This window comes from Paraflavitalea soli (genome assembly GCF_003555545.1).
GTDB classification, from domain to species: Bacteria; Bacteroidota; Bacteroidia; order Chitinophagales; family Chitinophagaceae; genus Paraflavitalea; species Paraflavitalea soli.
Map to the genome: position 1 here is coordinate 2,867,629 of NZ_CP032157.1, position 22,725 is coordinate 2,890,353.

15 protein-coding genes are annotated in these 22,725 nt (G+C 45.4%); 13 read left to right on the plus strand and 2 right to left on the minus strand.

What is annotated here, in order from left to right; translation table 11 throughout:
* The first annotated feature begins 311 nt into the window (after positions 1-311).
* The 8 genes from D3H65_RS10605 (at position 312) to D3H65_RS10640 (ending at position 6,769) form a co-directional block, all read left to right on the plus strand.
* Entirely contained in the window at positions 312-1,370 is a 1,059-nt protein-coding gene (locus D3H65_RS10605) for a sensor histidine kinase (protein ID WP_119050286.1), read from the plus strand.
* On the plus strand, positions 1,367-2,086 hold the full coding sequence (locus tag D3H65_RS10610; protein ID WP_119050287.1) for a LytR/AlgR family response regulator transcription factor: 720 nt from the start codon (positions 1,367-1,369) through the stop codon (positions 2,084-2,086). The genes D3H65_RS10605 and D3H65_RS10610 overlap by 4 nt, the downstream gene beginning before the upstream one ends.
* Before the next feature lie 34 nt (positions 2,087-2,120).
* On the plus strand, positions 2,121-3,857 hold the full coding sequence (locus D3H65_RS10615) for a CocE/NonD family hydrolase (protein WP_119050288.1): 1,737 nt from the start codon (positions 2,121-2,123) through the stop codon (positions 3,855-3,857).
* A gap of 56 nt (positions 3,858-3,913) precedes the next feature.
* Complete coding sequence (locus tag D3H65_RS10620; protein ID WP_119054469.1) at positions 3,914-4,261, plus strand: ArsR/SmtB family transcription factor; 348 nt, start codon at positions 3,914-3,916, stop codon at positions 4,259-4,261.
* On the plus strand, positions 4,236-4,760 hold the full coding sequence (locus D3H65_RS10625) for an SRPBCC family protein (RefSeq protein WP_119050289.1): 525 nt from the start codon (positions 4,236-4,238) through the stop codon (positions 4,758-4,760). The genes D3H65_RS10620 and D3H65_RS10625 overlap by 26 nt, the downstream gene beginning before the upstream one ends.
* A 150-nt stretch (positions 4,761-4,910) precedes the next feature.
* Complete coding sequence (locus D3H65_RS10630; protein ID WP_119050290.1) at positions 4,911-5,336, plus strand: DUF6157 family protein; 426 nt, start codon at positions 4,911-4,913, stop codon at positions 5,334-5,336.
* A 72-nt stretch (positions 5,337-5,408) separates the two neighbouring features.
* On the plus strand, positions 5,409-5,753 hold the full coding sequence (locus D3H65_RS10635) for a hypothetical protein (protein ID WP_119050291.1): 345 nt from the start codon (positions 5,409-5,411) through the stop codon (positions 5,751-5,753).
* 116 nt (positions 5,754-5,869) lie between these two features.
* Complete coding sequence (locus D3H65_RS10640; RefSeq protein ID WP_119050292.1) at positions 5,870-6,769, plus strand: EamA family transporter; 900 nt, start codon at positions 5,870-5,872, stop codon at positions 6,767-6,769.
* On the opposite strand, the gene D3H65_RS10645 is transcribed toward D3H65_RS10640, so the two are convergent.
* Positions 6,758-7,699 carry a TolB family protein gene (locus D3H65_RS10645; RefSeq protein ID WP_162915545.1) on the minus strand — a complete coding sequence of 314 codons (942 nt, stop codon included), beginning with the start codon at positions 7,697-7,699 and terminating at the stop codon, positions 6,758-6,760. The two genes, D3H65_RS10640 and D3H65_RS10645, sit on opposite strands and share 12 nt — an antisense overlap.
* Before the next feature lie 850 nt (positions 7,700-8,549).
* Here D3H65_RS10645 and D3H65_RS10650 point away from each other — a divergent pair.
* The 5 genes from D3H65_RS10650 to ltrA all read left to right on the plus strand — a co-directional run bounded on the left by D3H65_RS10650 (position 8,550) and on the right by ltrA (position 20,188).
* Positions 8,550-12,617, plus strand: coding sequence for a hypothetical protein (locus D3H65_RS10650; protein WP_162915546.1), 4,068 nt, complete (start codon positions 8,550-8,552; stop codon positions 12,615-12,617).
* 23 nt (positions 12,618-12,640) lie between these two features.
* On the plus strand, positions 12,641-13,153 hold the full coding sequence (locus tag D3H65_RS10655) for a glutathione peroxidase (RefSeq protein ID WP_119050295.1): 513 nt from the start codon (positions 12,641-12,643) through the stop codon (positions 13,151-13,153).
* Positions 13,154-13,259: 106 nt separating this feature from the next.
* Positions 13,260-17,540, plus strand: coding sequence for a DUF6443 domain-containing protein (locus D3H65_RS10660; protein ID WP_211345664.1), 4,281 nt, complete (start codon positions 13,260-13,262; stop codon positions 17,538-17,540).
* Between the two features lie 35 nt (positions 17,541-17,575).
* Positions 17,576-18,169, plus strand: a complete 594-nt coding sequence (locus tag D3H65_RS10665; protein ID WP_119050296.1) for a hypothetical protein — start codon at positions 17,576-17,578, stop codon at positions 18,167-18,169.
* Positions 18,170-18,949: 780 nt separating this feature from the next.
* Complete coding sequence (gene ltrA, locus D3H65_RS10670) at positions 18,950-20,188, plus strand: group II intron reverse transcriptase/maturase (RefSeq protein ID WP_119050297.1); 1,239 nt, start codon at positions 18,950-18,952, stop codon at positions 20,186-20,188.
* Between the two features lie 948 nt (positions 20,189-21,136).
* On the opposite strand, the gene D3H65_RS10675 is transcribed toward ltrA, so the two are convergent.
* The gene (locus D3H65_RS10675; protein WP_119050298.1) at positions 21,137-22,408 is read right to left on the minus strand and encodes a hypothetical protein; all 1,272 of its coding nucleotides are present in this window, start codon (positions 22,406-22,408) and stop codon (positions 21,137-21,139) included.
* Positions 22,409-22,725 lie beyond the last annotated feature (317 nt).

A 22,725-nucleotide genomic window follows, 5' to 3' on the forward strand; every position in this document is an offset into this window, starting at 1 on the left:
GATATCTCGGTGTTGTTCACCTTTGGATTTGTTGGAAACCGTATCAATTAATCAACAATACAAAAATAGTTATCAACAAGTGTGGATACAAGAGCAAAACTGCCCAATCTCAAAACTGCATCAATTACGCCGCGTATCGTAAATTTACGAGCACCTTGATAACCATTTCAGTCTGAGGCCCTTGTTTAACCCCTGCGCAACCGTTTGCGTTTGCCTTTGCACTCATCACCCCGGCTTTTACGCTCCTGTACTTTCTTTTCATAGTACAGTATAGATGTTGTTGGTTTGCTGTAGAAACGTATTCATGCGCCATGCAAAGTAGAAGAACACTATCACTTTATTGGAAATGCCAGCTCACAGGCTGGTCCGTGGCATCCCTCTACTGGAACTTTGTAGGCTTTATAGGCACCGGCTTCAGCATATGGCTGGCTCTGATCCATTTCTTTGCCGACCTGCTCATCTATATTCCCATCACCCACCTTTACCGTAACTACTCAGTCCGGCGGGGATACCATCAGTTAAGACCCCAACAGCTGCTCATCAGGCTTATTCCAGCTATTATCCTGCTTGGCCTTCTTTTTATGTTGCTCACCATTGCCAAGAACTTCCTGGTCAGGTACTGGTTTGAAGCCGGTTTCTCCGCCCCCCTCCGCGATGAATTCCGTCAAAGATCCCTAACCACCTTTATCACCGGCACCCGCCTCATGAGCATCTGGCTCCTGGCCTATTATGGCTATCATTATGCACAACGCGAGATCAAGGCCACCCGCGAAAGCGCACGCTTGGCCATCATTGCCAAAGATGCCCAACTCAATAATCTCACCGCCCAGCTCAATCCCCATTTCTTCTTTAATTCACTCAACAATATAAAAGCCCAGGTGATCGACAACCCACAGGCTGCCCGCCGCGCCATCGACCTCTTGTCCGAAGTATTACGCACCTCCTTATACAACAGGGATACCACCCTCATCACCGTACAACAGGAAATGGCATTGATCGCAGATTACCTGGAATTGGAAAAGATGCGCTTTGAAGAAAGATTGCAAACACATATTGAGGTAGACCCAACCATTACCGGGGCCCCTATCTTACCCCTCAGTATCCAAACCCTGGTGGAGAATGCCATCAAGCATGGAATAGCACGACGCAAGGCAGGCGGCAAAATTACCATCACCATACAACCCAATGATCAAGGCCTGCGGGCCACCGTAGAGAATCCCGGTACCTTGCAAGCCCCCGCTACAAGTGGATTGGGATTAAAGAACCTGGCAGAACGATTGCATTTGCAGTTCAATGGAAAAGCTTCCCTGCAACTTACCCAGCCAACACCCGAAACCGTAATCGCCACCATTACAATGCCCCTCACATGAATCCATACCGTGTAGTGATCATAGATGATGAACGCCTGGCCCGGGAAGAAATGAAACGACACCTGCTGACTTATCCCGGCTATGAAGTGGTAGGAGAAGCAGCAGATGCCGATGAAGCCGAAGCCATGATCCATGCCCTGCACCCACACCTCATCTTCCTCGACATTCAAATGCCCGAAAGATCAGGGTTCGACCTGCTGGAGTCACTCAGCCATATACCCGAAGTCATATTCACTACCGCTTTTGAGCGATACGCCGTACAGGCATTCGATACCCACGCACTGGATTACCTGGTAAAGCCTGTGCGCGAGGAACGTTTTGCCCGGGCCATGGAAAGGATCAGTGCCAAACTGGCCGCACACATCAGTGCCCGGGAAACATTGCCACCCACCCATACCCTCTTCATCAAAGAAGGTGAGCAATACCATTTCATCCAGGTGAAAGATATTTACCTCATTGAATCCACTGGCAATTATGCCCGGTTATACTACGCCAATAAGAAAGTGTACATAAAACGATCACTGAACCAACTGGAAAAGACACTCGACCCTACCCTCTTTTTCAGGACCAGCAGAACCAATCTTATTAATACCAGTTTTGTCAGGCAGGTACAACCCATCAATGGTGGCAGACTACTCATCAGCCTGCACACCGGTGACGCCCTTACCGTATCAAGCCGGCAATCAGCCGCCTTTAAAAACAGGAACAAACTATAGCTTAATTATCCAACCATTTTAAACGATCATTTTTATGAGAATATTCTTCTCCCTGGCACTCCTATGCCTTTTCACAAGCCTGCGCCTTACCGCACAAACTGCCAACAGCCCTGGCAACCTGCCCGATAGCACCTACCTTATCCAGGACAGCATATTGATCAAAACGAGAGATGGTGCACATATCTCAGCCCTGGTGGTCAGAAAACAAGGTATTACAGCCCCCCTGCCTGCCATCCTCATCTTTACCATCTATGCCCGCAAAACCGATGTTAAAAAAGCGAAGGAAGCAGCCGATAAGGGCTATGTGGGGATCGTTGCCTATACAAGGGGCAAAAGATACAGCCCGGAAATAGTAGCCCCTTATGAACATGATGGCAACGATGCCTATGATGTAATTGATTGGATCGCCCGCCAGCCCTGGAGCAATCAACAGGTGGGCATGTACGGTGGCAGTTACAGTGGCTTTACACAATGGGCTTCTACCAAACACCTCCACCCCGCCCTGAAGACCATCGTACCTTCAGCATCCGTAGCCCCTGGCCTGGATGCTCCCATGATGAACAATGTGATCATGACCTTTCCTTTCTCCTGGACCTGGTATGTGTCCAACAACAAATGGCTCGACGAAACCGATTACAACAGTCCCTTATGGGGCAATGTATTGCAGCAATGGTTTCAAGAAGGCCGCTCTTACCGCGCACTCGATACCATGGCCGGCCGCCCCGGTAATAAGATATTTCACAGTTGGCTCGACCATCCTACCTACGATCAGTACTGGCAGGATATGATCCCTTATAAAGACGAGTTTGCACAGATCAATATCCCCGTGCTTTCCACCTCTGGTTATTATGATGGCGGACAGGTAGGCGCCACGTATTACCTCAGGGAGCACCTGAAATACAATCCCCGTTCTACCCATTATTTCCTGATCGGCCCCTATGGCCATTTCGGTTGCCAGGGTTATCCCGATTCTGTTTTCAACAGTTACCCGATCGATCCCGTGGCCAGGATCCCGATCCATGATATCATCTACGAATGGTTTGATCATATCCTGAAAGGGAAACCCAAACCTGCTATCCTGAAAGACAATATCAACTACCAGGTAATGGGCAGCAATACCTGGAAGCATGTCCCTTCCCTCAGCAGGATGAGCAATGATACCATTACCTTTTACCTCAGCAAAGCTCCTTCCCGTCCCTGGCAAAAACTCACTGCCCAACGACCTTCAAGACCAGAAACTATTCCACAGGAAATAAATTTTGCTGACCGCGATTCCGTGCACAGCTATTACTACAACAACAAGGTTATTTATGACAGCCTGCATACCAACAATGGCCTCGTATTTATCACCGATCCCCTGCAGGCGCCCCTGGAAATATCCGGCCGCTTCACAGGACAGTTGGCAGCCATGATCAATAAGAAAGATATAGACTTTAGCGTGGCATTGTTTGAGCAAATGCCAGATGGGCGTTTTTTCTATCTCACCTATTTCATGGGCCGTGCCAGCTATGCAAAAGATATCATGCACAGACAGTTGTTGGTGCCGGGCAAAAAGGAGTTCATACCCTTTTCCAATTCTTATATCACCAGTCGTCAATTACAAAAAGGAAGCAGGATCATGGCCATTGTAAATATCAATAAGAGCCCTTTCGAACAGATCAATTATGGCACAGGAAAGGACGTTAGCACCGAAACCATACAGGATGCCGGCCTGCCCCTCCGTATTAAATGGTACAATGACAGTTACCTGAAAATACCCGTTTGGAAATAAAATTTGGGAAACCTTTTGGTTTCCTATATATTTGCAACCAAAAGGTTCCATATTATATGAAGAGAGATGTATTCCAAGCAATAGCCGATCCAACACGCAGGAAGATCATTCATATGACAGCCCACGAATCACTCAATGTAAATGCTGTAGCCGGCAACTTTGAGGTAACCCGCACTGCTATTTACAAACACATGAAGATCCTTACCGAATGTGGATTGCTCGTCATAACCCAACAGGGCCGTGAGCGCTTTTGCGAGGCAAAACTCGATCAACTCAACGAAGTCTCCGATTGGATAGAACAATACCGCCAGTTGTGGGATAACCGCCTTGATAAACTGGAGAACTATTTAGCCGATTTACAAACAAAAAAGAAAAGACATGCAAAAAACAAACGCAGCCGGTAATGCGCCGGACACCCTCACAGTTACACGGGAGGTATTGATCAAGCGCACCATCAATGCGCCACGAAAATTGGTATTCGAAGCCTGGGCCGATCCCGATCACCTCAAAAATTGGTATGCCCCCGATGGCTGCACCATCAACATTGTAAAGTATGATTTCAGGGAAGGTGGCACTTTCCTTACTTGCATCCGTACCCCTTCACTCCATGATTGCTGGTGCAAAGGCGAATTTCTCAACATCACGGCCCCTGAGAAATTAGTGTATTCCATGATCATTGCCGATCAACACGGCAACGCTGTTAAACCCGTGGAAGCAGGCATGGATCCCGACTGGCCGGCTGAAACCATCGTCACAATCACCTTTGAAGCCCAGGGCAATAAAACCAATATCACCCTGCATCAAACCGTAGACGAAGCCCTGGCCAGGCAAACAGGCGCTTATCCAAGCTGGCTCAGCATGCTGGACAACCTGGAAGCTACCCTTACCCGGGAGCTCCGGTAGATAGGTTGTTATTAAGGGAAAGTAAAGTCATGAAGTAACAGCTAACGGTAATATCTTCATCGGGTATTACCGTTTTTTGTTGACAGCCATTTAACACATCAACAATGCTAAACGAAAAAAGTGTTAAATTGTATTCTAGCCATGTAAGCCATGAAAGATACCAGATTGCACACGACCAATTATCAAAACACCTTTATAGAAATTGCCGACGATTGTCCGGTAAGAATAGGTGAAGTTCCTCCACAAAGAGGAGAAAATAAAACCGTAGCTACTTCCCATTTCGAGCTCATTGCACATCATCCCTACCAGTACACTTCTGATGATGTATTGTTCAAGGTATTTGCCGAAAAAAATAAGATCAGCCGCAATGAACAGCCTGCAGCCCGCATAGAATTCTTTTCCAAGGGGCAACCCTGCCTGCGCTCCTCCCCCCTTACCAAACGTTATGGCTGGGGTATTCACAGCAATGCTGAAGGAAAGGTGGCCATTTATGCAGTTGACTCTCCGGAATACAAACAATTTACCAAAGACAAAAACCTGCAACACGTAAGGGCCATGCGCTCAAAACGCGTATAAGTATTTCCACAACACAACCTTCCAGAGACATTTAATTTCTTTTAACAGCGGAGAAAATATAAAACCACGCTTATGCAAGTGATCTATACACCTGCAGCTATATTCTGTTTAATTGCAGTAGTGCTGAGTTTACTCACCGGCAGTGTGCTGCTTATCTTCTCCTCGCATGTTACCAACAATAAAGCCAACCGGTTGTTGGGAGCCGCTTTTTTGTCATTCGATATTACCTTAACCTTGCAACTATTATTGTTTACCCTGAAAGAGCTGGCCATCGACCTCAACATTCCCACCCACCAGGCATCCATTTGCCATTTTATCATTAATATTGTACTCTCAACAGATACATATGAACCATCATTTATTATCCTCCACACCTCCCCCTCCGGTTGCATTCAATGCATAATAACCGGATGCTGAATAGATCGCTTTTTACTTTATAGTCCCAGGCCGGGCTCCGGTTGTTATTGCCCAATCCCAATTTACACAGGCACTACCTGCCTGCTGATCATTTATTGTCTAAACAACCGGAAACAATGACTAAACATATATTGATGGTTTTTGCCGGAGCCTGCAGCTTCGGTATACTCTCTACTTTTGTAAAACTGGCCTATCGCGAAGGATATGCAGCAGCAGAGATATCCGTTTCACAAGCCTTTACAGGAATGCTTGTATTGTGGTTATGGGTGTGGCTAAGGAGTAAAAAACAACACACTTCACTTTCCTTACAGCCTATAAGGTCCTGTTGGTGGCAGGTATTATTGACCGGTGCCGCCATTGGCCTCACCACCTTCCTGTATTATGTATCTGTGCACTATATACCCGCTTCCATAGCCATCATCCTGCTCATGCAGTTTACCTGGATGGGTGTTTTACTCGACCGCATCTTTTTCAAAAAGAAAGCAGATGCCATACAGCTCATCACCATTGTCATCATATTAACAGGTACGATAATGGCCAGTGGTATGGACAAGACCCAAATGGATGGCGCCTTTATAAAGGGCTGCCTGTATGCACTGGCTTCTGCTTTCTTATATGCTCTGTATGTGGTTGCCAACAGCCGCTATGGCAATGCATTGCCTGCGCCACAGAAAAGCGCCCTGATCATGACCGGTTCTACATTGGGCATACTGATCGTGAATTTCCAACAGTTGTCAGTCAGCCATCACTTTGATACAGGCCTTATAAAATGGGCATTGTTCCTCGCCGTATTTGGCACCATCATTCCACCTGTCTTGTTTGCGAAAGCCATCCCCCAGATAGGTGCAGGTACCAGCGCCATTATTATGACCGCTGAATTGCCCGTGGCCATTTGCTGCGCCCACCTCATTCTTGGTGAAGAGATCAGCAAAGTACAATGGGCCGGCATCATAATTATGCTACTGGCCATAATATGGATGAATAGACAGAAGAATAAGCCCGGCTTACTTACATAGCTTGTCGATATCGTCCCGGATCGCCGATGCCTTCACCCATTTCACGTCAAAATTGCTGCTGAAAAAGAAGTATTGACCATCCGGTGAGAAGTAAGAGCAGTATTCATAGGTAGGCGTGTTCACCCGGCTACCCAGGTTCATGGCAGTACACCATTTTTGTCCCGTTCTTTTGGCGCCATACAGGTCCGCCTCTCCAAAGCCTTCCTTGCGATCTGCCGCTGTAAATACCAGGTAGTCTTCCTGGGGCGAAACGCAGGGATCGTGCTCTGTGAGCGGCGAATTGATAGCCGGGCCCAGATTTTCTGGTTTGGTGTACTGTCCATTAACCCATTTGCTTACATAAATATCTCCTTCTCCCATTCCGCCCCTGCGGAAAGAGGCGAAATAAAGATTGCCATTGGCGGCAAAGGAGATATAGTATTCTGTGCTGTCGGAATTAATGGCTGTCACATTCTCCGCTTCACTCCAGCTCCCATTGGCCAGCGGGCGCTTGCGCCAGATATCATAGTCGCCGGAACTATCCCCGGCCCGTTTGGGTCGGTTGGATATAAAATACACCGCTCCATCCGGGCCAAAAGTAGCATCCGCCTCTGCATACCGCGTATCTGCAAAAGGAGCCCGTACCGGCTCCGTCCATTTCGTTCCGTCATAATGCGTCACCAGCATCACCCATTTTTTCAGGCGCCGGGTAAAATAAAAAGATTGCAGGTCTGGCGAGAAAGCAGCATTGAAGTCCAGCGAATCACTACATACTATGCCTGGCATAAATGGCAGCGCAGCCGTATCAGGAGCCGGGGAAGGGTAAGCAATGACGGGACCGGAAGGCATGGGACTGCAACGGGAAAACAAACCAATCACAGTCAGGCAGGCTAAGGCGGCGGTGGTGCGCAGGAAGTACATGGTTGGGTGCTTTCTATAAAGATAACCCATAACAGGCGCTTTTAGGCCAGCGGGCACCATTGGCGCTCACCGGCAATAAACAGGCACAAAAAAGCCCCGCTGGTGCGGGGCTTAAAATCTTTTGGACGTGATTCAGAAAACATTAACCATGAAGATTTTCCGGGATAATTGGATATGATACTGGAATTTTAAATGGTCGTTAAATGATATAGCTTCCGTTGGTTCTTTTTGGATTTTGGACGTTTGGTTTTTCCTGGATATTGTGGTCTTTCAGGATGGTTGGATTTTTCGGAAACCGTATCGCTTATCAACATCATAAAAGTAGTTTTAAAACTTCTTTAACACAAGAGGAAATATGCTCAATTAAAAAGTTTCGGTAAATACATCCAAAATCGTAAAAATACGAAGTCCGTTTTTGGGCTTTTTCCATCTCTCCGCTGCACACTTGTTGCCCAAAACTGCACACTTACTAATCAAAACTGCACACTTATTGGTTTGTTCTAGGCAAATTGAAAATTTAAACTTTACTTCATTGTACTAATACAATATTTAGTTAACCATCCCAAACCAAACTGTTTACATGAGAAACCATTGGCCATTTATCCTGGTAAATTTTGCCTGCATACCTTACAAAGTAGCGCAGGATAGACTTTCTCCAACAAGGCGGCTTTTCTTTCTCCCCTCGCCTTTTATATCATAAATAGGAATTTGAGTGCAGTTATCGGCCACGTTCGATTGGTCGAAAACTTTTTATTGCATACTACAGCGCAAGGTTACTTGCCTGTAGTAATAATTAGGTTTCCTTGACATGCCCGGCACAAACTGCACAAAAACAATATAAAACAGACATAATCATCAAGTTCAAATACCGAATTGACAAATGCAAAAGCCATTCACCATTTTATTTTTTTGTTTATTACTCATGAGCGGTTACCGCTCTTTCTCGCAGAATATTCTCGGGAAAACTGTACTGGATTATAGTTCCAAAGCCCCTGAGGTACAGCAAATACAAAAATTTATTGATGTACCGGTGAGCTTTTTTAATGGAACGCCCAATATCAATATTCCGGTTCATACTGTCACCTCTAAAAGTATTTCCATCCCACTCTCTCTTGAATATCATGCAGGGGGTATTAAGGCGGAAGACGATGAACGATATGTAGGCCTTGGTTGGGCTTTCAAGGGAGCCGGATCAATTACCCGCACCGTTCGGGGAAATGAGGATGAAGGAATCCAGTATGAATCAAGACCTTCTAGATATTATGATACAACATTACATCGAATAGCCTATAAGTGGATAAGTATGCGGGATTCAATGGCAGCTATCAGGCATATCTATGGGGGATACTATGTAGACAATGGAAGCCTGGATCTAGGTTATTCTACTCTATCGCAGGAATTTACCACACATAATCAGGATTTACTCACCGGTAATGTACCGAAAGGGCTTGACCTTAGTATGCCTTATTATTCCCTGGGACTTAGTGATCCTGAACCCGATCTATTCTATTTCGAGTTTGGCGGATATTCCGGAAAATTTATTTTCGGGAACTATGGAACTCCTATCCTTATCCCACATACACAGGATTTGCAGATTACTCCCCTATTGAATATCCGGATAGATGCCCGTAACGGGTTTGGCCCCTATTTGGATACAAGCGTATTAGTAACCCAATATTTCGAATCGTTCAAAATCTCCACGCCAGACGGTAAGGATTATTATTTTGGTGAATCATCCGAATCCAGGATCAAAACACCCTACACCGCTAAAATGAATATGTTCAATGCCTGGTACCTTACACGAATCATTGACAGAAATACAATGGATACGGCATATTTTGAGTACAATGGCAGTGGAATTGGTTCTGCAATTAGGGTACTTGATAATAAACAAAAGTTTGACAACCCATCAGGCAATTTATATGATGGATGTGTTAACACTACCCCTTTATCACAATACAGTACTCAAACGAATTATACAACTACATTAAAAAGCATCAAGACTGCCAAAGAAGAGATTCAATTCTTTGGAGGACTCGATTCCATAAAGGTGATGGATAGAAGCACAGGTTTGGCCTATAAAAAATTGCAGTTTGATTATGCCAAATTCAGCTCTGGAAGAAAAAAACTTGTAAGTTATGCAGTCAAAGACCTTTCAAACAATCAATTCTATCCCTATACTTTTAACTATTATGACATCCCAGGTTATAAAGGACGCGCATCACAAGACTACTGGGGGTTCTATAATGGGGCCAGCAATAACAACAAGTTAATGATTGGATATCCAGGTTGTATCGACAGTGCAGCAAACAGAGCACCTGCCTGGCCTGCTATGAAACTGGATATCTTAACTGAAATTACCTACCCTACAGGAGGCAAAAGTATTTTTGAATACGAACCACATACCGCCAATACTGGTAGAAAACTGGACAATAGTATCGTTTCCGACGATGCGTATTTTGTATATGTAGGTCCAGGTCAAAGCTTTGTTTTAACTTCGAATCTGATTGGTGGCCTCCGCATAAAATCGATCCAGAGTTACGACCCCATAAAAAACGATACACTCACCAAAAAATTTTATTACAACGTATTTGGCTCCGGCGCTTCCAGCGGTCACCTTGCCATTCCGCCGTCACTGGCAATAGATGTATCTTCTTTTGCATGTAATTCAAGCTTTGCCGGAGGCAGACCAACTTATTTAATGTCTACACACAATTTATACGGAGGATCCGGTACTGGTTCTCATGTAACCTATAGAAATGTAACAGTGCAGGAGGAAAAAAACGGCATTAATAATGGAAGGATCGAATACGAATATTATGATGACACCAATACAGACTCAGCATTCTATTCTAATGCAATTTCTGATTCAACTAACTTCGCACTAAGCCATTCTTATGATGTTTTCCCGGATTGGCAGTACAAACGTTTACCCGAAAACTTTCTGGCAGGTAACGAAAAAACGAAAAGGATATACAATGCAGGAGGGGTATTATTGCAGAAAGAAACTACCTTTTACGGATCCAGGATTGCTAATGGATCGTATAATCCTGTCATCAATGCGATACAAAAAAGAGACATTTGTGGAACTCCTCCGCCCGTGGGTTATTATGGGTCCGCAGGACCTGGAAGCCCCTCGGATATGCTCAAATATGTAGGGGTAGGTGTTGATACTACAACAGGTGACACAGAAAAAGAGGCATTTGATGAAGAACAAATAGCAGGTCTCGTATCTCCACCTAGGCCATCCCGCCCAATGCTGCCTCCTTATCAAAGCTATTACTTTTTTTATAGAACTTATATAAGTAACACCTTCGTATATAAATCAAAAACAATTAATGAATCCTATGAAACTACTTCAGGCTTTTCAACCGATACTACTACTTACTTCTATGAAACTAATGCTCATATTAATCCAACATCAGTAATAACAAGGAGCAGCAAAGAAAAGATTCTTAAACAACAAAACCTTTACGCCTTCGATTTCAATGATGTAAACAATGGAGATTCCACTATTTACTTTATGAAAAAGGCTTTTCTAAACTTGCCTGTTGCAGGATTTAGCTATACCAATTCCAATATCACAGCTGGTGCATATAGACACTACAAATTAAAATCACGTCAGGATTCCACGATCGTACTTCCTTTTGAGGAATATGCATTAAACAACAATACTACCGGCATTACGGAAACCACCTTGAACCTGGGAGGCGCCTATCCCAAAACACTCAACTTACCTTTAACCAATTTTCAAAAGCAGACCACATTTTATTACAACCCCGACAACACGGTTTCCCACATCATAAAGAAAGGGAATGATAAAATAGCGGTATTGTGGGATTACAACCGATTATTTGCAGTGGCGCAGGCATTAAATGCCGATAGTGCAGATATCGCGTTTTCGGGTTTCGAAGCCTCCGGCAACGGTAACTGGAACATCGGTAGTCCACTACGCACTACCAACAGTTTCCTTACAGGGAAAAAAGCCTACAACTTATCCAATGGCAACATCACTAAAACTGGATTAAATACCGCTAAATCTTATATAGTTTCCTATTGGTCAGCTTCATCGGCAGCCATAGTAAACAGCGTGACACCCACCACAGGAATAACCAAAAAGGGATGGACCTATTATGAACACAAACTTCCTGCCGGTGCCACTTCGGTAACTATCAGCGGCACGGTGATCATTGATGAATTGCGGTTATATCCTGTCGATGCACAGATGTCAACCTATTCTTTCGAGCCATTGCTGGGTGTAACGTCTATCAATAGCATCAACAACAGCATTGCATATTACGAATATGACGGAGCAGGGCAGATTCGTTTTGTAAAGGATGCAGATGGAAATATTCTTAAAATATACGACTACTTCTACACCGGCTTTGGAGCAGACACAGCAGCATGGAGATCCGCAGGAACAAATACAAGAATTAAGCCCTGTGATGCAAACAGCGCTTATAATACAGATACAATACAAGTACAGCAGGTAGATATAAATCCCAACAGTCCCACATACGGCACATTCAGGTGGGTGTATAATTCCAAGTGTGTATCCTGTGTGTTGTCTGACTGGCAAAACACTGCTACACCGCTACGTTGTGTAAAAGATGGTAGCAACCAGAATACCGGGCAACAGGAACAGGAACAGCGGGATATGAATCCATGTAGCAACACCTATAATCAAACAAAATGGGTAGCGGCAGGTACCAATACCACAGCATGCCCCATCCCACCTCCACCATGCACTGGCCTCGACAAAATGATGATCAACGGTGTTTGTGTAACAGGCATAAAAGTGTACACGGCCACAGGATTTAATCAAACCTTACAAAAATGGTCATGCACCTATCATTATGAATTTTTACCAGACTGTATCAAGGGGCCTGATTATACAGAATATAACACCTTACCCTGCACAACCAATAATGGTTGTATACCCGATTAATAAAAATACTAAACATTACAATAATGAATCTTTGGTTATATATAACCCATCTTATACTGTTTGCAGGAATTTACGATTTCACCATTCCATCGGCAACAGGTGATGTTATTAATATAAATGACTACCGGGGTAAAAAAATACTCATTGTCAACATTGCCACAAGCAGTCATTTTGCATCCCAACTAGGTAATCTTGAGACCTTATATCAAAGACACAAAGACAGCCTTACAATCATAGCCATTCCCAGTAATAGCTTTACAAAAGAACCATTAAGTGATCAGCAAATACAGGAAACGCTCAAAAACAAATACCACACCCATTACCTGGTCGCTGCAAAATCAACGGTATCTGGCTACACACAGTTACCATTGTATAAATGGCTCACCCAGATAGAAAATAATGGTGTGGTCAACAACCCGGTAAATGCGGATTTCCAAAAATTCCTGATCAATAAAAAAGGGGCCATTGTTGGTATTTTTTCTTCAACAACTGATCCTTTAGCTAAAGAATTGGAAAATGCTATTATCAACAACTGATCTTAACCAGCATATACTTAGCAAAATGAGCAAACTTCATATAGTCAGGCAAATCACCTGTTTCGCGTTGGCAGTTTTGCCAGCTTCATTTGTCAAGGCCCAGGTCATGCCGCAAGCGCCCTATACCACCACGTTAAAGGTAAACTATATTCGTACCTGGGATGCCCTGGCACCCGAGCAAAACCCTGCCACTTTAATGAACCGCAACCTACAGGATGTGCTGCAATCCACCACCTATGTCGATGGGCTGGGCCGTCCAATCCAAACCGTAGTTAAAAAAGGATCCCTGGTTACCAATCCAGCCAATCCATCTTCATCTACCAGTGCCACAGATTTTGTCAGCACGATAGTCTATGATGCGTTTGGCCGTGAACAATACCAATACCTCCCCTTTGCGGCCAATAATGCCGGAGGTAATACCTCCTTGAGCGATGGTCTTTTTAAAAACAATCCCCTTCAGCAACAAATACAGTTTTATAATACACAATTAAGCGGACAGACTGGAGAGACCAATATAGGCAGCAACAATCTCAACTGGGCATACAGCCAGACTAATTTTGAAGCATCTCCCCTCAACCGTGTGCAGGAAAGTTTTTCGCCCGGCGTCAGTTGGGTGGGATCATCCTCCCAGGCGGCAGAAAATGACCGGCGTTCTGTAAAGGCAAAATATTATTTCAATACAATTACCGATAGTGTAAAGATCTGGGAGATCACGGATGTAGTTAATGATTTTGGCACCTTCGCCGTTACTGGCGCTTATGCAGCGGGAGAACTTTACAAGAACATCACTGCTGATGAACAAGGCAAGCAGGTCATAGAGTTTAAGGACAAAGAGGGACAACTCATACTTAAAAAAATGCAAAACACTGCCACTGCTGATAATGGCAGCGGCAGTGGATATACAGGCTGGCTCTGCACTTACTATATTTATGATGACCTCAACCGGTTAAGGGCCGTGATCCAGCCACGCGGCGTAGAACACATCGCACCTGCCGCCTTTAATGCGTCTACCGTTGCCTTGATCCTGGGAGGTCAATGTTTCCGCTATGAATACGATGCCCGCAACCGTATGATCCGCAAAAAAGTACCCGATGGCGGTGAGGTACGCATGGTATATGATGCCCGTGACCGGCTCGTACTCACACAGGACCGCAACATGCGATTAGGTTACAAAGGCTGGATGTATACCCAATATGATAACCTCAACAGGCCGGTTGCTACCGGATTCATTCCCGATCTTACCAATTATGATAACCTTGCCTTCCATACCAGTGCTGCCTGGAGCAGCACCAACTATCCCGACCTGAACAATTATGTTGAAGAAGAATATACCAATACCTTTTATGACAATTATACCTGGCTGAGTAACTATTCTACCACACTCAATGCCACCTATGATATCAACTATGATTCTTACCTCCTGTCCCCCTCGGCCAGCTACCCCTATCCGCAGGCCAATACCCCAACAAGCCTATTTACCGGCATGGTGACCGGCACCCGCACACGGGTGGTGGGTAATACTGTTTCTTATTTATACTCGCTCAATATCTATGATGAGAAAGGCCGCATCATACAAACCAAGGCTACCAATATTACGGGTGGCCAGGATGCGACCACCACACAGTATGCCTGGAATGGCCAGCCCCTGGTCATCGTGCAAAAACAGCAGAAGGCCGGTGTGAACCCTCAAACCCATACTACCATTACCAAATTGACCTATGATGACCTGGGCCGCCTCCTTACCACGAAAAAGGCGGTAAACAGTACCATTAACAGTCAAAATATCAGTAAGCCTGAACAGGTAATAGCCAGCCATGAATATGATGCCCTGGGGCAATTAAAGAAAAAGACCCTTTCGCCCACCGGCGGAGCCGCAGGAGGGCCATTGGAAACCCTTACCTATGATTACAATATCAGGGGATGGATGTTGGGATCTAACCGTAATTATGCCAAAGACAGCAACAGCACTACCAATTACTTTGGGTTTGACCTGGCCTATGATAAAAAGGCCCTCAGTGTCAATGGCGTGTCTGATCCTTATGCTGACAATCTCTTCAATGGCAATATCGCCGGCATGCTCTGGAAAAGCGGCGGCGATAACCCCGTACGCCGTTATGACTTCACTTATGATGCCGTCAACCGGCTTACCAACGCATACTTCAAACAATTTACCGGCAGCACCTTCAACCTCAATGCCGGTATAGACTTCAGCGCCACCGGCCTCAGCTACGATGCCAATGGCAATATCCTCACCATGAACCAGCGGGGCTGGAAACCGGGTGGCAGTGTGGTCATCGACAGCCTCCTGTACAACTACTATGCACATAGCAACAAGCTCCTGAATGTAATTGACCGGGTGAATGATACCGCTACCAAACTGGGCGATTTCCGTGCCTCTGGCCTGTATATGCAAACCCTGCCGGGAGGAAAAACCAATTCCACCGTAGACTACACCTATGAAGCCAATGGTCACCTGGCTAGCGACCGCAATAAGGATATGGAAAACGGCATTGCGTACAACCAGCTTCAGCTGGTGCGCTATGTACAGGTAAAAGCACCGGGCGGCGGCAATAAAGGAGGTATTACCTATACCTACGATGCCTTGGGCAATAAGCTGAAAAAAGAAGTACAGGAAACTGGCAAGCCACTAAAGACAACCCTCTATCTTGGTGGTGCTGTCTATGAAAACGACACCCTGCAGTTCTTAGGTCACGAGGAAGGCAGGCTGCGTTATACCAAGCGAAGGTTTACCAATGGAGACAGTGCCTACCAGTTCCAGTACGACTACTTCCTCAAAGATCACCTGGGTAATGTACGCATGGTGCTGACCGAACAAACCGATACCACCCAATACCTGGCTTCCATGGAAACCGCTTATCGGACCAAAGAGGAGCAGCTTTTTTATAATATTGCTCAAACCGCTGTTGCCAAATCCTCCGTGCCCGGTGGTTACCCCAGCAACCCCAATCCCATTACCAGTCCCAATGATATCGTAGCTAAAGTGAGTGCCGATGGCAACAAAATAGGCCCCGCCATCGTGCTGAAGGTAATGAGCGGCGATAAGGTGGATGTTTCGGTATCCCATTTTTACAGCAGTGTCGGCAGCTACAACGACGGCACCGACATGGTCCCCACCATCCTTTCTTCGCTGGCCGGGGGCATCGTGGGAGCCGTGGGAGAAAGCAAAGGCACCATCCTGCAATTGAACAACAGTTCAGGCCCGCTGGCCAGTGCTGTTACTACCTTCCGCGGAGATAAGCAGTCGTCACAAACTGGCAACGGCAAGCCCAAAGCCTACCTCAACTGGATACTGCTGGATGAGCAGCTTAAATATGTGGCGGCCAGCAGCGGTGCAGTGGCCGTGAGTGGCCCCAACCAGGTACTACCCATCGCTGCTTCCTTAATCCCTATGACCAAAAACGGATTTTTGTATATTTATGTGAGCAATGAAACTCAGAACTGGAATGTGTTCTTTGATAACCTGAGTATCAGGCATACTACCGGCCCCATCACCGAGGAAACGCATTATTATCCCTTTGGGTTGACCATGGCGGGGATATCTTCCAAAGCGGTAGGGAAATTGGATAATAAATACGAGTACAATGGCAAGGAGAAGCAGGAAAAAGAGTTCAGTGATGGCAGTGGACTGGAATGGTATGATTATGGAGCCAGGATGTATGATGCGCAGATCGGGAGGTGGCATGTGATAGATCCTGCAATTGAGAATAATCACTATAATAATACTCCTTATGCATATGTATACAATGATCCTATAAAACTTATTGATCCTGACGGAAGAGATACAACACAACGCAATAACGCCATAAGAAAAGCACAAGAATACGTAGATAAAAAAGCAGCAGGGAATCAGTACGATATGGGGGCTAAAGGAAAGCCTGGAGAAAAAGTCGATTGTTCAGGTTTAGTATCTGGCTGTGTTTTAGCTGGAGGTGAATCTAATCCAAACAGTGGAGACAAAACTTCTGGTGTTTTAAATATTGAGAGCAATACAAAGAAAGTTGAAGAAAAAGATGTTACTGCAGGTAATATTGTAACATTCCATTTTGAAACTGGGTATCCTTATCATACAGGGCTTGTAACAGATGTAACTAAAGACAGAAATGGCAATATTACCAGCATGGAAATGATAGATTCACATGGCGGTGTCGGCCCCGAAAAACGAACAATCACTTCGGCCGATACAAAATTATGGGGAGGAATAAATGGCTTTTATAAATGGGACTCGAAACCAGATGCCAAAGGAAATGAAAATCAAAATGAAGAGTCTGCTCGCTTGCTTCGGATGGCTAATTATGTTGAAGGCAAAGGGTTAAAAAATGCTGGTGCTTACCTAAGGAAAGAAGCTGAAAAGGCCAGAAATAAGTAAATGTATTAGCATAAATATTAAAACCATCTACTACAATGAAGTTTTTTAGTCTCTTATTATTTACTCTACTTTTTACTGGGTGTGTAAATGCACCAAATCAAGCTTCGGACAACTTATTAGACTCCATAGAAAACAGTGATAGTGTATTGCCTGTGAAACCTGTAATTGATACATCACAGGAGGACCATGAACTCGATGATATTATTAAGAAGTATACATTAATGTATGACGACCCTATTTATATCGATTCTTCATATATCATTTCAAAGGACACTTTCAAGATTACTATGAAGCATTATTGTCTAAGAGACAGTGCAATAACAGTTCCTAATAAATATGTTGAAGTTTATAAGCTTAACAACTTCGTTACCCACAATTTTAATACCATACTTACCATTAAAAAAAATGGTGTAACAGTTACTGAAAAGAACATTACAAAATCGGATTTTGAAAATTATCTGGAAGAGAATTTGAGAAATTACGGTGTTCTCTTATATCCCGAAGTCGAAACAATGGATAGTACTGTCAAAATAAATTATAGTATATCAATTCCGCTTACAGATATTGGCATTGGCGTTAGTGTAATGGTAGATAAATATGGCAATGCTAATTTCAAATCATCAAACTAATCTTGATACTTTAGCAAAAGGAAGAATGTACCCGTCTCATGTATGGGTATCCTCAACTTTACAGCGCAGGGGTTACCTGCGCTTTTTTATTGACCCGAATTATTCGGCATACTGTAATACGATCCCATACTGCCCCTACCGTATGACTAAAACATCTTGACTTAGTCACCAGCTTCCCACTGGCGCAAGGTGTGTCACGAAAGAAAGGAAGTTGGATAAGTTCTTTTCCATGCTGTAGATAAGATGGTGGTGGGCCCACCGCACACGCTGTACAGGCGGAGTGTGCAAACCACCTTAATGATGCTGTAGATAAAAAAGCTATGGTATTGAGCGATTAAGGAAAAGGCGTCTATAGGCGTCAGGTGCGTGTAAAGAAGCTGAATGCAAATGAACCGTTATAGAATTGTCGAAATAGTACCTACTTGTCAAAACTGTATAAATCTTGCGGATACAGGATAATTGTAGCGGATAACCTGTTAACCGGCTACAAGGCAGGCGGCAAAAAGACGGCAGGAGCTTTACACAGGCTTATCTAGGGAACGTGAGAGGCTGTCGTAGTGATGTGCCGGAGTGCTCAGCATGAATCCCGCCGGAGGCGGGAGACTGTTCAATGAATATTCTACAGTTCATAGTGCTGCTCAATCATGCCGCAGGCATGAGAAGCATTACGAAGCGTCGGACAAAGCCATAGTAGCGAAGACATGCTGCGAAAGCAGTAAAGAGCGAAGGGCTTTGGTTATCCCGGTAATACTAATTGGACACAACCATTAAAACAATGGGATGACGAACAACGAACTTACCAAATCATTACCTGTGAGCAAACAGATGGTATGGGAAGCCTGGCTGCAGGTAAAGCGAAATGGAGGGAGTGCTGGAATAGACAAAGAAAGCATCAGGATGTTTGATGTCAACCTGTCTGGAAACCTGTACAAACTCTGGAATCGTTTGAGCAGCGGAAGCTATTTTCCACCACCGGTGCGCACAGTGTATATACTTAAAAAGCAAGGAGGCAAAAGACCATTAGGCATCCCTACTGTAACCGATCGTATTGCGCAAACGGTAGTAAAGCAGTATGTAGAACCAATGCTTGATCAACAGTTCCATCCAGGTTCATATGGCTACCGCCCGGGAAAGAGTGCACATGATGCAGTGGAGCAGTGTCGGCAAAACTGCCGGCAATATGCATGGGTAATAGATATAGATATCAAAAGTTATTTTGATAATATCAGCCATGCCATGTTAAAGCAACTGCTACAGGCCTATATCAGGGACAAATGGGTGTTAATGTACATAGAAAGATGGCTGCAGGCCGGAGTGGAGCAGGAAGATGGAAGTATTACAACCAGGGAGAAAGGGACACCTCAGGGTGGAGTAGTCAGTCCATTGATAGCCAACTTATATCTGCATGAATGCCTGGACAAGTGGATGTTGGAAGAAAACCGGAACAATCCGTTTGAACGTTATGCCGATGATATAGTAGTACACTGTGACAGTAAGGAAGCGGCGGAAAAGCTATTGGAGTCTATACGGATACGGATGGGATTGTATGGATTGGAGTTGCACCCCGAAAAGACAAAAATAGTATACTGTAAAGACTATCGCAGAGACAAGGAGCACGACAACAGGAGCTTTACCTTTCTGGGATTTGATTTTCAACCCCGAATGCGGAAGAGCAATCGTGGTGGCCGGTTTCTGTGTTTCCTGCCAGCTATTAGCAAGGCGGGTAAGAAGAAAATACGGGGGGAAATGCAAGCTGTTTTACTGATAAAGGATACAGAGCAAACAATTGAGGACATAGCAGGAAGGTTGAACAGTAAATTGCGGGGATGGATAAACTACTATGGAAAGTATGAAAAGTGGGAAACGTACGAGGTGCTGTGGTATCTGAACAAGCGGCTGGTGAAATGGGTAAAGAATAAATACCGGTTAACAGGCTTAAATGATGGCGTGAAGAAGTACAGGGAACTGAAGTTAGCTACCCCAAAATTATTCTACCACTGGCGATTAGGTATAAACTGATTACGGGATAACAAGAGCCGTATGACGGGAGACTGTCACGTACGGTTCTGTGAGCGGGTAGGGCTGTAATGCCCTGCTCTACTCGACGATGCAGAGTTGGCATTGAGGGCGGCGTACTTGTGCCTGGCTAGTATATCCTTAATACTCGATCTACCATAGTTAGCTGCCACCCATTGGCGGCATCCCATACCTCCCAGGGAGAGCACCCATATATGAGCCATAGTCCTTCCGTACCGCGAGGGTATTAAAGGCGCAGGTTCATAAATATTGCCTTCAGGCAAAACAACAATCTTAATCAGCGCCTGGAAGAAATTTGTGGCAAATTTAGTCATTTATGTCCATTTCAGTCACCTACACACCTAAACTCAATTACTTATTCAATCAATCCGCCCTGGCGCAACAATATAGCCTGTTTTATGTGATATCTCTGCAATGGATATAAAACCGGTTCACTGGCTTAAGAGGATATTAAACCGGTAAAAGACCGGCCTGCGAAAGAGCACATTCCAGACACTTTGTATCATTTCGGACATTTAAACCATATCCGGCCAACCTCATTTGGGTAGCATGCTTTTTTTGATTAAGCTTGTACGATGCTTACAGAACGACATCCATGAGAAAAAACCATATCGTTATCCGCTTAATTTGGCAGGATCAGAAAAAGACCTTGGATGGATAACGCGAAGACGGTATATCGACGGTGTATGGATGATGGATAGATAGTGTATGAATATATCATACCTGGCTAAAACGAGCAGTTTTTACAAAAACAGCAGGGCTACTGGTGCCCTTACATCAATACAACACATCATAAGGTTTCAGCCCGTTCTACTTCCTCCCAAAAACATCAAAAACCCGCCAGCAAAATAATGCGGCATGCCGGCCCCTGCCTGGGCACAGCTGGGCCCACCCAACTCACCTATTCATTGAAAAAAATGCTACAGTAGATCACATCCTTAAAACCATAAAGCAGCTTTCCCCCTCGTTGCCCATTGCCTTATTGCCTCGCTGCCTTTCCCCCGCCCACCAGCCGCCAAAAACGGTTCGGCATAAAGCTTCAGTACCAATCAGCATCCGTACATCCCGCACCAGCTTCGGTAGCGAAGATCGGCTGATATAATCCGCGCATTTATTCCGCTTCCTTTTTGGCCTTGCGCTCATGCCGCATTGAATACTGCAGGCAGCTTTTGCTGTTATTTTTTCATTTTTAATTGTTTTGTTATGAAGTATTACCTCGTCGCTTCCACTTCCTGCTCTATGGTGGGCATTGAGCAGTGCACCGTTTTCGTTGTGGGCCCTTCGCGGCAGGCGGCCTTTGAAAGGCAGTACAAAGGCCGCATCCTCATGGTCAGCACCAGCCGCCAGGCCTTGCCTCCCGTGCCCGGCCGCGTCTATCACTAAGGGCTTCGGCCCTTTTTCTATTTCCGTCACCATCATCTCCACCTCGTTGCCTTCTAGCCTCGATGCCTCGTTGCCTTCCCCAATCCACTCCACCACCCGCATCGCGCCTCCCTTCACCAACTTAACCGTTTCACCCACCAGCTGATAAAACGCAATGCCCACCAGCCAGAAACAGCCCTGCTCATCCACTGGCGGAATCTCCTGCTCCACGCAAAAGCCAGCTCCTGCCGCACGTCCCATCACACAAAGCGGCCCTTCCTGTATGTCCCGGACAAACCTTCTCTTGTCAAAATCGATTGTCAGCAGGCAGCTTACCAACCGGTAATGCGTAGCTTCCACCGGTATGCTTTTCTTCTTCCGCAGCCGGAATGCCGGGATATCAATTTTCACTTTACCTGCTTCCCGGCTAAGATGATTGGCCGTATTGAAAGGAAGCACATCATCCAGTTCCCTGTCCACATGGAACTCAAATCCTGCCAGCCCCGAAAAGTCCCCCGCGCTCATTGTCCGTTCTCCCTTGTCATGTATGCGATCACCCATGATCACATCATGCAGCCAGCCAACCATGCGGCTGCTCAACCGCTGATTGTTCACACCAGCTAGCACCGGCCCCATCGCCTGGCGAAAGAGCTTCGAAGCAGCCGCAGCCCGTCCGAACTCCGCCGCATTGCGCCGCGTATTGAGGAAGTTGGCGCCATGCTTCATGGCATGTGCGCTGGGACTTCCTTTCTCCTTTACCTGCTTGCCATACCCATTCGTAAAGTAAGTTTGTCCTCCAATCGATCCATGGATCTCTATATTCGATACATACCTGGCCATACACGTTGATTTTTATTGAATGTATCATCATTGCTCACCATCACCAAATGGCCGCTGTCGCACCCTGGCCTGCATTGTCGCCTGGTGTCGCAATGAATTGTTAAATCTTGTACAGACTAAAATTACAGCTCCATAGTGCCGGTTCCTAACCCTTTGGGATACCACCTGGAACACCCTGTGATAAGATCTGGGACACCCCTTGATGAACGGTAACACCGGCGATTCGCCCGCCCCAGGCGGCACCCATCCCGCTCCATAGAAAGGGCTTTCCGGGGGGCAGCACCCGGCTCTTTCCCATATCATTTCCTGATCACCGG

Coding starts and splice junctions, on each gene's coding strand:
- D3H65_RS10675 (WP_119050298.1), bottom strand. CDS start 22,408: ATGGCCAGGTATGTATCGAATATAGAGATCCATGGATCGATTGGAGGA.
- D3H65_RS10625 (WP_119050289.1), top strand. CDS start 4,236: ATGCAAAAAACAAACGCAGCCGGTAATGCGCCGGACACCCTCACAGTT.
- ltrA (WP_119050297.1), top strand. CDS start 18,950: ATGACGAACAACGAACTTACCAAATCATTACCTGTGAGCAAACAGATG.
- D3H65_RS10655 (WP_119050295.1), top strand. CDS start 12,641: ATGAATCTTTGGTTATATATAACCCATCTTATACTGTTTGCAGGAATT.
- D3H65_RS10660 (WP_211345664.1), top strand. CDS start 13,260: ATGCCGCAAGCGCCCTATACCACCACGTTAAAGGTAAACTATATTCGT.
- D3H65_RS10605 (WP_119050286.1), top strand. CDS start 312: ATGCAAAGTAGAAGAACACTATCACTTTATTGGAAATGCCAGCTCACA.
- D3H65_RS10635 (WP_119050291.1), top strand. CDS start 5,409: ATGCAAGTGATCTATACACCTGCAGCTATATTCTGTTTAATTGCAGTA.
- D3H65_RS10615 (WP_119050288.1), top strand. CDS start 2,121: ATGAGAATATTCTTCTCCCTGGCACTCCTATGCCTTTTCACAAGCCTG.
- D3H65_RS10640 (WP_119050292.1), top strand. CDS start 5,870: ATGACTAAACATATATTGATGGTTTTTGCCGGAGCCTGCAGCTTCGGT.
- D3H65_RS10620 (WP_119054469.1), top strand. CDS start 3,914: ATGAAGAGAGATGTATTCCAAGCAATAGCCGATCCAACACGCAGGAAG.
- D3H65_RS10610 (WP_119050287.1), top strand. CDS start 1,367: ATGAATCCATACCGTGTAGTGATCATAGATGATGAACGCCTGGCCCGG.
- D3H65_RS10645 (WP_162915545.1), bottom strand. CDS start 7,699: ATGGGTTATCTTTATAGAAAGCACCCAACCATGTACTTCCTGCGCACC.
- D3H65_RS10650 (WP_162915546.1), top strand. CDS start 8,550: ATGCAAAAGCCATTCACCATTTTATTTTTTTGTTTATTACTCATGAGC.
- D3H65_RS10630 (WP_119050290.1), top strand. CDS start 4,911: ATGAAAGATACCAGATTGCACACGACCAATTATCAAAACACCTTTATA.
- D3H65_RS10665 (WP_119050296.1), top strand. CDS start 17,576: ATGAAGTTTTTTAGTCTCTTATTATTTACTCTACTTTTTACTGGGTGT.